General features: G+C 72.0%; 10 protein-coding genes. 7 read left to right on the top strand and 3 right to left on the bottom strand.

Annotated features, from left to right (window positions below; genetic code table 11):
• The first annotated feature begins 72 nt into the window (after positions 1–72).
• From M1203_RS33360 to M1203_RS33350, 3 genes are all read left to right on the top strand, one after another.
• Positions 73–291 carry an MbtH family NRPS accessory protein gene (locus tag M1203_RS33360; RefSeq protein ID WP_249953590.1) on the top strand — a complete coding sequence of 73 codons (219 nt, stop codon included), beginning with the start codon at positions 73–75 and terminating at the stop codon, positions 289–291.
• A 129-nt stretch (positions 292–420) separates the two neighbouring features.
• Positions 421–1272, top strand: coding sequence for a M23 family metallopeptidase (locus M1203_RS33355; RefSeq protein WP_249953589.1), 852 nt, complete (start codon positions 421–423; stop codon positions 1270–1272).
• Entirely contained in the window at positions 1269–1988 is a 720-nt protein-coding gene (locus tag M1203_RS33350; RefSeq protein ID WP_249953588.1) for a type 1 glutamine amidotransferase, read from the top strand. The genes M1203_RS33355 and M1203_RS33350 overlap by 4 nt, the downstream gene beginning before the upstream one ends.
• Here the strand turns inward: M1203_RS33350 and M1203_RS33345 are convergent.
• Entirely contained in the window at positions 1985–5842 is a 3858-nt protein-coding gene (locus M1203_RS33345) for a CHAT domain-containing protein (protein ID WP_249953587.1), read from the bottom strand. The genes M1203_RS33350 and M1203_RS33345 overlap by 4 nt on opposite strands.
• Positions 5843–5922: 80 nt before the next feature.
• Between M1203_RS33345 and M1203_RS33340 the strand changes: the two genes are divergently transcribed.
• Both M1203_RS33340 and M1203_RS33335 read left to right on the top strand, forming a co-directional pair.
• Positions 5923–6315 (top strand): hypothetical protein, encoded by a 393-nt coding sequence (locus M1203_RS33340; RefSeq protein WP_249953586.1) that lies wholly within the window; start codon positions 5923–5925, stop codon positions 6313–6315.
• Positions 6316–6346: 31 nt separating this feature from the next.
• The gene (locus M1203_RS33335) at positions 6347–7273 is read left to right on the top strand and encodes a hypothetical protein (protein ID WP_249953585.1); all 927 of its coding nucleotides are present in this window, start codon (positions 6347–6349) and stop codon (positions 7271–7273) included.
• 49 nt (positions 7274–7322) lie between these two features.
• Here M1203_RS33335 and M1203_RS33330 read toward each other — a convergent pair whose 3' ends face one another.
• Both M1203_RS33330 and M1203_RS33325 read right to left on the bottom strand, forming a co-directional pair.
• Entirely contained in the window at positions 7323–7589 is a 267-nt protein-coding gene (locus M1203_RS33330; RefSeq protein ID WP_249953584.1) for a hypothetical protein, read from the bottom strand.
• Between the two features lie 120 nt (positions 7590–7709).
• A complete protein-coding gene (locus M1203_RS33325) occupies positions 7710–8192 on the bottom strand; it encodes an Lrp/AsnC family transcriptional regulator (RefSeq protein WP_249953583.1) in 483 nt (160 codons plus the stop codon).
• 93 nt (positions 8193–8285) lie between these two features.
• On the opposite strand from M1203_RS33325, the gene M1203_RS33320 reads away from it, so the two are divergent.
• Both M1203_RS33320 and M1203_RS33315 read left to right on the top strand, forming a co-directional pair.
• Positions 8286–8759 (top strand): rhodanese-like domain-containing protein, encoded by a 474-nt coding sequence (locus tag M1203_RS33320; protein ID WP_249953582.1) that lies wholly within the window; start codon positions 8286–8288, stop codon positions 8757–8759.
• 407 nt (positions 8760–9166) lie between these two features.
• Positions 9167–10630 carry an alkaline phosphatase family protein gene (locus tag M1203_RS33315; protein WP_374404642.1) on the top strand — a complete coding sequence of 488 codons (1464 nt, stop codon included), beginning with the start codon at positions 9167–9169 and terminating at the stop codon, positions 10628–10630.
• Positions 10631–10677 lie beyond the last annotated feature (47 nt).

Raw genomic sequence — 10677 nt, 5'->3', positions numbered from 1 at the left:
TGCCCCCTGCCCCTGCTTTCTCTCCGCCTTCTCTCCACGCCCTGTCCGAACACCTGAAAGGAACGCATCTCCATGAGCACCAACCCCTTCGACGACGTCGACGGCGTCTTCCACGTCCTGGTCAACGACGAGGGCCAGTACTCCCTGTGGCCGGCCTTCGCCCCGGCCCCCGCGGGCTGGACGGCCGCGCTGAGCGACGTGGACCGTGAGACCGCCATCGACTACGTCAACGAGCACTGGACCGACATGCGTCCCCGCAGCTTGCGCGAGATATCGGACACCTCGGTCTGATACGTGGTGGCCGTGGTGGCACGACCGGGACATCGGATGGTATTGCTGATGGTGGGGCCGGTTTCGGCCCGTAACTGACGGATCGTCCGTCGGCCGGAGGGCGGCCCTGCCTCCGGGAAGGAACGAGGGATGTGTCCGCCGGTGTTGTTGTGGAAGCGCCACGGCCTGCTGTTCGGCGCCGGGACGTTGTGCGTTGTGGTGAACGTCCGGGGCATCGGGCCGTTGTGGTACGTGGGTGTCGCGCTGATCGCGGTCGCGATCCTTCTGCGCTGGGCCCTGGTACGGACCCAGCGTCCGGCCGGGGACCGGCGGCCCGTGCTGGTCCGGCTGCCCGTCACCGGGCGCTGGACAGCGCTCAACGGCCCCGCGACCAAGATCCCCAGCCATACGCACAGCCACGCCCAGACCTACGCCATCGACCTGAAGTACGACCCGCCGCGGGACGCCGCGGGCGCACCGCACACCCCGCCCTTCAACTGGGTCTGGCCGGTCGGTCGGCTTCCGCGGTCGTATCCCTCCTTCGGGAGGCCCCTTCTCGCTCCCGCCGATGGAGTGGTGGTCGCGGCCGCGAGCCGGCAGCGGGACCATCTGAGCCGGATGTCGCTTCCCGGCTTCGCCTTCCTCGGTCTGGAGGGCTTTCTGCGCGACCTGGGGTGGCCGCGCCACTTGTTGGGCAACTACCTCGTGCTGGACATCGGCGACGACGTGTACGCGGTCCTCGCCCATCTGCGGCGCGATTCCCTCCTCGTGACGGTGGGCGACCGCGTCACGGCGGGGCAGCACCTCGCCGAGTGCGGAAACTCCGGGAACTCGTCCGAACCTCACCTGCACTTCCAGCTGATGGACGGCCCCGATGTGGCGACCGCGCACGGCGTGCCGTTCGAGTGGGAGTACCGCGACGACGGCGGGGCCGAACGGCGCGGAGTGCCGGAGGACGCCACTCATCTCTGGTCCGGTGAGCGGGTCGGGTGCGGGGCATGACGAGGCAGAGTGTGCTCGTGGTGCAGAACACGCCGAACGGCGGTCCCGGCCGCGTCGGCCGCTGGCTGCGGGAGGCCGGACTGAGCCTGGAGACGGTCCACGCGTACACCGGCGAGCCGCTGCCCGAGACGCTCGGGCGACGGGCGCTGATCGTGCTCGGCGGCGGATTCCTCCCGGACGAGGACGCGCGTGCGCCCTGGCTTCCCGCGGCGCGGCGTCTTGCCGGACAGGCGCTGGAGCAGGGCAATCCGGTGCTGGGCATCTGTCTGGGCGGTCAGCTGCTCGCTCATGTCGGGGGCGGCACGGTGCGTGGCCGCTCCGGCGAGCCGGAGTGCGGGAGTACGCCGATCCGGCTGCGCGCCGAGGCGCGCGAGGACCCTCTCTTCGGCGGGCTGTCTCCCGTGGTGCCCGCCATGGAGCGCCATGTGGACGCCGTGACCGAACTCCCGGCGGGGGCGGTCTGGCTGGCGGACAGCGAGCGGTGCCGGTATCAGGGATTCCGCCTGGGGGAGCGGGCCTGGGGCGTGCAGTTCCACCCCGAGGCAGTGGCGGCGGATGTCCGTCGCTGGGACCGGGAATGGCTGACATCGCGGGGCTTCGACCCGGACACGGTCTATGAGCGGGCGGTGGCCGACGAACCGGCGTCGTCGGCGGCCTGGGAGGGATTCACCCGCCGTTTCGCCGAGGTCGTGACCCTGGGGCGGGGAGGGTATTAGGGACCGGCGTGCACCTGGCAGGCCCACAAGCTGGGGGTCAGGGGATACGTGTCACGTAGCGCGCACACCGTGGCGTGCAGGGCCTCGGCTGTGCGGCCGACGTCCAGCGCGCCGTCGCCCGCGCTCAGAGACTCGTACACCCTCTGGGCGACACCGGCTCCGATCGTGTCGTCGACATGCCACAGTGAGCCGACGACATGGGGGAAGCCCGCGATCTGGAGGGCACTGACGATATGGACGGACTCGTCGGCGAGTTCGGGGCTGGTCCGCAGGGTGTCGCAGGCGGAGAGATAGGCGAGCCGTACCGACGGCAGCCGCAGCCGGGCGAGGTCGCGGACGGTCAGCGGACGTTCGGTGTGATCGTGCAGAACGAGCCGGCTGCCGGACGGGCGCTCCAGATCCCCCCGGGCGTGGCAGGCGAAGTGCGCGTACGCGTGCCGGGGCAGGGCGGAGACCACCGCGGAGTGGGTGGCGGACGCGCCCGTCAGCACCTCGGAGCCGGGCAGCAGCCGGGCGAGCCGTTCGGCCTCGCGGCGCGCGGCGGGCAGCGGTGCGAGCCCGGCGGCCTCACCGACGGCGACGACGAGCGCCCCTGTGCCCGCCGGCCGGGCGACGCGCTGCCTGGCGTGTCGCAGCGCCCGCAGAGTCGGCGTGTACGAGGAGACGACCCGGCCCAACGCCCCGGGCGCGCCGTCCTGGGGGGTCGCGGCGTGCAGCGGCAGGGTGCCCAGGACGCCGCCCGGCGACCACCACACACGGGGCAACGGTCCGGCGGGGACGGCCGGGATGCCCAGATGGTCGAGGACAGGTCCGGTGGCCGCCTGCCAGAGCCAGGTGAGCGTGTCGCGGACGACTCGCTGTGCGCGCTGGGACTCCGCGCGCGAGGTGCCGGGCGTCTCGATACGTAACAGCGCGTCCTGGAGAGCCCGCCGGCGGGCCGCTGTCGTCCCTGGGTCCAGTCCGGGGAGCGGTACGGCGTCGATCGCGTGCTCGGTGACGATCAGTGCTTCGCCGCCGTACGAGGAGACATTGACCAGCACCACCGGGCCCGCCGTGGCCGCCGCGCGCAGTTCCCGCTCGTCCCACTCCCTCACCGGCCGCAGCAGGCCGAGTTCCGGGTGCTCGGCGCGGATCCGCCCGGTCAGCTCCCGCCACTCGGCGGCCAGCCGCTGCCGCACGTCGGCGCGGGCTTCGGGGCCGTGTGCGTCGCCCCGGCGTCCTTCCGGCGCTTCTTCGAGAAGTCCCTGATCCCGGCTGTCGGTAGCCGTGTCCAGGGCGTCCCGGAGTTCTTCGAAGCGGTCGGCGAGCTCCGGGGCCGTCTCCCGGAGCCGGGTCAGATCGCTGTCGGCGTCGAAGGCGTGGGAGAGAAGTACGCCTCTGGCCTGTTCGAGCAGCCCCACCGCGAGCCCCGGCCTGCCGCTGCGCACCGCGCAGGCCGCCGCCTCGGCCCCCAGCCCGACGGTCCTGCTCAGCAGGAATTCCTGGTCATCGCGGACGAGATGGCGGGGTGCGACGGAGTGCAGCAGGTCGACCGCCGTCGCGTAGCCGTCCAGAGCGCCGGCCCAGTCACCGAGTTCCGCCCGCACAGCGCCCCAGGCCCGTGCGGCGTCCAGGCGTTGGGAGGGGTCGCACTGCCGCTCCAGGGCCGCTTCCCGGTACACCTCGGCCGCCTCGACCAGATCGGATCGACGGCGTCGGCGGCCCGGCCCCCGGTCCCGCAGGACGTCACCGAGAGTCGCCAGGCGTTGTGTGCGCTTCGCGTGGCCGGGCGGGGTGATCTCGACCGCCCGGCGGAGCAGTGCGATCGCCTCGTTGCGCACCGCCGAGGACAACACGGCGCCGAGGCTCGACAGCCGGGCGCCGGCCGCCACCACCAGGACTCCGGGCAGTTCGGGCGAGTCCGCGGGCAGCGCGGCGACCACGGAGTCGGCCAGTTCGCGCGCCTCCCGCGCGTCGCTGAGCCGTTGTGCCGTCAGAAAGCGGGCCATCAGGGCCACGGCCAGATTGTGGCGCCGACGCGGCAAGAGGCGGTCGTCCGCCGGGGTGAGGGCGAGCGCTTCCCTGAAGAGGCCGATCGCCTCGTCGAGTTGGGCGCCCGGGTCGGCGGCACGCTCGAAACCGGTCATTCGGCTGATGGCCGTCGAGCCGAGCAGCATCGCGCGATGCGCACGGCCGAGACCGGGCAGTTCCATGGCCCGTCGCCGGCACTCCCGGGCCTCTCGCAGGTCCTCGCCGTCCTCGGTCAGCTGGTGGCGCAGGCCCAGGGCCATGCCGAGATTGAGCAGCCGCACGCCGAGAATCTCGTGCCCTTCGGCGGTGAGCGCCACCGACTCCCGAAGAGCCAGGACGGCCTCGTTCAACTCCTCCCGGTTTCCCGAGCGTTGGTAGCTGGTGCTGAGCAGCAGCCCGAGATCGCCGAGCGTGACGGGCCGTTCCGGGTGGCCCGGCGGCAGAAGTGTCCCGGCCCGCCGCACCAGTCGCAGGGCCTCGGCCAGATCCGCACTGTTCCCTTCCGGATCAAGGGCGTGGCGGGCGTGCAGGGCCATCGCGGGTGCGAGCAGCCGCGTCGCGGTGCGGGACGTCGGCTCCCCGGAAGCGCCGACCACCGCGGACAGCTGTGTGATCGCCGCGTCCAGATCGGCCGGATCACCGGTCAGCGCGTAGCGGGCGCGCAGCGCGTTGCCCAGCGCGGCGCGGGCGCCGGTGCGCTGCTCCGGGTCCCGCGACGCCTCCAGCGCGCCGGTCAGTACGCCGACCGCCTCGTGCAGATCGTGCGGCCGACCGGTGCGCTGGTACCGCAGGACGAGCCCGAGTCCCAGGTTGAGTCCTGCCGCCGTCGGCCCCTGGGGATGGCCGGGAGCCGCCCGGCGGAACAGGTCCACCACCTCGTCGCACTCCTCCGGCGTGCCGCCCTCCCGCTGCCGCAGCTGCAGCAGCGCGACGCCCAGGGCGGTGAGGCACTGGGCGATATGCGGGCTCTGCGCGGGCAGTTGGGCCAGTACGTCGCGCCCGATGCCCACCGCTTCGTACAGGTCGTCCGGGTCGTACGACTGCCGGTACCGATCCAGGAACTGGATGCCCAGGTTGCTCAGTGTGACCAGCCGGTCGGGGGAGTCGGCGGGAACGCGCTTGAGGGCGTGGTGGGTGAGACGGAGCGCCGCGTCGGGGCCTTCGTCGGCCATCGGCCGGTCGTGGACCGTCGGTCCCTCGTCGGCCGTCGGTCCGTGCTGCCCGGCGAGGGACAGCGCGTGGGTCAGATCGGCGACCCGGGTCGCGTACGTGGGGTCGTGCTCCGGCGTCGCGAGGACGGCGAGGCTGCCCATCCCCACCGCCGTTCCGAGCAGTAGCTCACGCGTGGGCAGCGAGGCACCCACCCGCACGGCCAGTTCGTACAGCCGGAGTTCGTTCTCGGAAGCGTCGCGCGGCGGATGGTGCTGTCGGCCCTCGGCCGCGATCACGGCCGCGGCACAGTCGGCCGACCACTCGGCGGGGCCGTCGGCGTTCGCCGGATCGGGGCGGTCCGCGGGGTCGGTGGACTCATAGCCGGCCGCCAACGGCGGTGGCACGAGACCGGGATCGGCCATCCATACTGGGAAGAGCAGCGTTCCCGCCATGGCTCCGTGGACAGCGCCGCGTGTGTCGGTCGCGGCCGCCGCGCGAGCGACGCAGAGCCAGCCGGCCGCGTGCCGGGCCTCCAGGTCGGTCCTGGTGTCGGCGGTCCTGAGCAGGGCCCGGAGTTCGGCATCGGCCCCGGGGCCGAACACCACGTCCCCGCGCACACCTCCGTCCGCGGTCCCGGCCCGTGCGAGGCGCGCACGGATCGCCTGTACCAGCCCGTCCCGGTCGTCCCTCACCTTGTCGCTCCCCCTGTTGTCGACTCCGGTAGCGCGGCGACTCACTCTCGACGGGGCCCGCTCTCCGGCACACTTGGAGCATGACCGTATCGCCTGATCACCCCGAACTCGCCCACCGGACAGCGGCGTTGTGCGCCCTGCTCGGCTCGTCGCACGACATGCGGCAGCCCGGGGTACAGGAGCCCGCCGAGCGCGCGCGGGAACTGCTGCGGTCGGGCGAGGACGCCGCCGCGCTGGCGGCCTGCTACGACGACCTGGACCACGCGCTGCGCCTGGCCGGGGTCGCGGGCGGGCTGCTCAACGAATCCCGCGGTGCCGGCGCTCCCGGAGTCGCGATCCATATCAAGGTGGCCGTGTGCCCGGGACCGGCCCGTTGCACGCGGCTCGAACGGGCCCGCGACCTGCTGCCCGCGCCCCACTGCGCGGTCAACGGAACACGTATGCGCAAGAGCCGGCTGAACCCCGGACAGTGACGACAGTGACCGCCTCCGGCCTCCCGACCTCATGAACCCCCTCCTCGCCACCCTCGGCGGCAAACTCACCGAGCGCTGGCTGAACCTGCTGGTGCTGCCCGGCGCCCTCTTCCTCGCGGTCACCGCCGTCGGCGCCACCCTGGGGCATCGCCACTGGCACGACGTCGACCGGCTGCGCGGCACTCTGGACGACCTCGCCGCCCGCCCCGCCCTGGACCGGACCGGTACCGCCGCGATTCTCGTGGCGCTCGTGCTGCTCACCGCCGCCGCGGCCTCGCTCGCCGCGCAGTTCCTCGGCGGTGCGATCGAACAGTACTGGCTGCGGTTCGGCCGGGACCCGCTTTCGCGTGCCCTCACCGCACGGCGGGAGCGGCGGTGGAGGGAAAGGGACGCGAGGGTGGAGGAGGCCGTGGCGCACGCCGGCCCGACCGGCGTCGGAGCGAACGGTACGGTGACGATCCCGAGAGGCACCTGGGCGCGGATCCATGCCCTCACCGAGGCCCGCGACCGCGTCGCGCTGCGCGTACCGGCACGCCCCACCTGGTACGGCGACCGCATGCAGGCGACGGCGGACCGTGTTGAGGCCGCCTACGGTGTGGACCTCGCCGCCCTGTGGCCGCGACTGTGGCTGATCCTCCCCGAACCCGCCGGGCGCCAGATCCAGTCGGCACGCGACTCCTTCGGCGCCGCGGCCCGCCTCGCCGCCTGGGGCGTGGGCTATGCCCTCCTCGCCTGCTGGTGGTGGCCGGCCGCGCTGGTCGCCGTCGTCTGCGGGGCCGTGGCCCGTTCCCGCGCCCGGACAGGACTGGACGCGCTCGCGGGCCTCATCGAGGCGGCCGTCGACGTACATGGGAGGGAACTGGCCACCCGCGTCGGCCTGATCGCCCCGGACGCGACGGGGCTGCTGGCCCATGACACGGGAGACGGGATGTCGGAGGTGTTCAGGAAGGCGGAGTGAGGGGCGGGGTTTTTCCCCGTACCCCGTACCCCGTCCCTCCGCCCCGACGTCACTTGGTGTCCCGCTCCGGCATGGGGGAGTAGCGCGTGGGCCCCGGAGTGCGGCCCGCCGGGGCGTAGTCGCAGTCGAGACTGGAGACCTCGTAGTCGTTGCCCTCGTTCTGTTCCTGGTCGACGACCACCGCCGCGGTGCATGCGCGGCCGTGCTCGTCGGTGAAGGTGACGATCTCGCTGTAATCCGTCGGAACGCCGCATCCCGCGAGCAGGAGCACCGCCCCGGCGGCCACCGCCACACCGAACCCCCGTAGCCGTTTCATCCGTTGCCCCTCCATGTCCGCTTTCGCCGACCAACTCGGCTGCCGCGCAACACCGTAGCCCCCGAAGGGGGTCCGGTCAGCGGGTCCGGAGGATCCAGGATCCGCGCCCTGCCCGATGGGTCAGTCGCCGGAAACGACCGGCCGGTTCCGGGACACAGCCGTCGTCACCGAGCGGCTGGCAAGCGGGCTGGAGTAGACGACGTTCGTGGTGACGGAGCCCAAGGCGGCGATGCGGCCCGTGGTGAGCTCCAGGTCGCGCATCGAGCGAGCGACGACCTTGAGGACGAAGCAGTCGTCACCCGTCACATGGTGGGCTTCCACGATCTCAGGTGTGGTGTCGAGCAGGTCGTGGAACGGCTTGTAGTTGCCCGTGGGGTAGCGGAGGCGGACGAAAGCCAGGATGTCGAGCCCCAGGGCCTCGGGGCTCACGGTGGCCGAGTAGCCGGAGATGACGCCGCACTCCTCCAGCCGTCGGACGCGTTCCGTGACGGCACTCGGGGACATGGAGACGCTACGGGCCAACTCGGCGTAGCTGGCACGCCCGTTGTGTTGCAGGGCTTCCATGATGCGTATATCGGTGGTGTCAAGGGAATCAGCGGCCATATTGGAGTGATACCACGAGTTCCACGGCGATCGGAAGGAGAAGCCGTTGATCTCGGGTTCTGAGGTACGGGCGAGAAGCCTAGTGTCCAGGGCATGACCAAGACCCAGATCAGCGCCGCCCTGCGGGTCCCGCCCGCAGCGCCGGCCGACGCAGCCGACTTTTTCGCCGCACGCCTCGCCTTCCAGGCGGACGTGTCCGATGTCCACTCCTCGCTGGAGTCCGGCGATCCGGGCTTCGTGCTCGTCGACTCACGCGGGGACGAAGCCTGGGCGCAGGGGCATGTGCCCGGTGCGGTGCACCTGCCGACCGCCGAGATTCCGGAGCGCGCCCCGGACCTGTTGGACGCCGCGGTTCCCGTCATCGTCTACTGCTGGGGTCCGGGATGCGACGGCGCGACCCGCGCGGCGCTCGCCCTCGCCCAACTCGGCTACCACGTCAAGGAGATGATCGGTGGGGTCGAGTACTGGATCCGCGAGGGATTCCCGGTCGAGGGTGAGAGCGGTGTGATCCGGCGCGCGGCCGATCCGTTGACGACGCCGGTCGGGGCCGCCCACTGCGCCTGCTGAGGGCCTTACGGTGCCACCGTCGCGTGGCCGACGGTGGCACCGGCCGCGGAGCGTCGGCCTTCGTAGGCCGGAAGTTCACGGTGCGGTCCGAGAATTCACCTGCGGTCGAAGGGAGTTCACTGGAGCCCACCGGAGTTCACCGGAGCGCTCTGGCAACTCGGCCGCGCATGACGGAAAGATAACGGGTCTGGACCCAAGTGCTGGGGCCGGGCCTGGGTGGCGCGTACGCACCGTTCCCAGGTTCGGTTCCGGCCGGACGCGCCCGGCGGGCCTACGCCCGTCGGCTCTTCCCCCCGACTTCCCTCATTCCGGAGGAATCCGTGACCTCTCCCGTGACCTCACCTACGACCTCTCCTACGACCTCTCCTACGACCTCACCCAGGACCTCGGGCGTCTCCCGTCGCTCGGTGCTGATCGGCGCCGCCACCCTGGCCGCCCTCGCGGGGCCGCTCCCGGCCGTCGCCCGCGCTGCCGCCAAGACCCCCAAGGTCCTGGTCATCGGCGTCGACGGCGCGCTGCTGAGCAGAATCAAGGACGCCGACGCGCCGAACCTGGACAGGCTCATGGCCACCGGCCTCACCGCGCCGAGCGCCCTTTACGCCAACCCCATGGCTCCCACGATGTCCGGCCCCGGCTGGTCCACGATCACCACCGGTGTCTGGCCCGACAAGCACAAGGTCAAGGACAACAATTTCACCGGGCAGCAGTTCGCCCGGTACCCCGACTTCCTCACCCGCATCGAGACCGCCCGCCCCGCCCTGCGCACCTGCGCCGTCTCGTCCTGGGCGCCTCTCACCGACACCGTCTTCTCGTCGAAGGTCGACACCCGTATCTCCACCCCGGGAGCGGAGTACGACACCGGCACCACGTCACGCGTCGTCGCCGAACTCGGCTCCGGTAATCCGGACGCCGTGTTCGTACAACTCGACAACGTCGACCACGCGGGCCATTCGTACGGTGCCGCCAGCCGGCAGTATCTGGACGCCATCCACGGCGTGGACAGCCAGATCGGCCAGCTGCTGGCCGCGGTCGAGGGCCGGTCGACGTACGGCTCCGAGGACTGGCTGATCATGGTCACCACGGATCACGGACACACCGACGCGGGCGGCCACGGCGGGTCGAGCCGGCCCGAGCGCGAGACCTTCCTGATCGCCACCGGACCGACGATCACGGCGGGTTCCACGCGCCACGACATCCGGATGCCCGATGTCGCGGCCAGCGCGCTGGCCCACCTCGGCATCGCCATCGACCCCGCCTGGGACCTGGACGGGCGCCCCCTCCAGCAGCCCGGCCCCGACGACTTCGCCGCACTGCGCGGCTCGCTCCGCACGCGTACGGACGAGACCGGCATCGGGGCGGACGTCCTCGGTTACACCCATACGCCGCCCAGCGGCTGGTCCATCGACAACTCCAGGATGGGCACGGGCGGGGTGACCGAGTGGCGCGGCTGGTCCTTCACCACCGACGAGTTCTGGACCGCGACACAACGCGATCAGCAGCGCGAGTGCCATGTCCGGGCGCGGAACGTCTTCGCGGTCGCCGACGGCGACGAGTGGTCCGACAAAGCGGTCTCCGGCACCTTCGACTCCACCCTGATCAGCCGGGCGTACCCGGTCGACGGCGGCGCCACCGCCACACTCACGTACACGACCTTCTATCGGCACGAGGCACCCCAGAAGGGCGATGTGCTCGTGTCCTACGACGGCGGCGCCCCCGTCTCCGTGAGGACGTACACCGCCGACGCGACCTCACGCGTCGAGAGGATCGCTCTCCGGGTCCCGGCGGGCGCCACCAGCGCGCGCGTCCACTTCCGCTACACCGGCGGCAACAACTGGTTCTGGGCTGTCAGTGAGGTCTCCATCGGCGCGTGACGCCCCGAGGGGGCCGGGGGAGGGGTGAAGCCGTCCTGTCCCGGCCC

This window comes from Streptomyces sp. 35G-GA-8 (genome assembly GCF_023534745.1).
Taxonomy (GTDB): Bacteria; Actinomycetota; Actinomycetes; order Streptomycetales; family Streptomycetaceae; genus Streptomyces.
The sequence above is the reverse complement of the archived record's forward strand: the minus strand, read 5'-3'. Positions and strand labels throughout refer to the sequence as shown.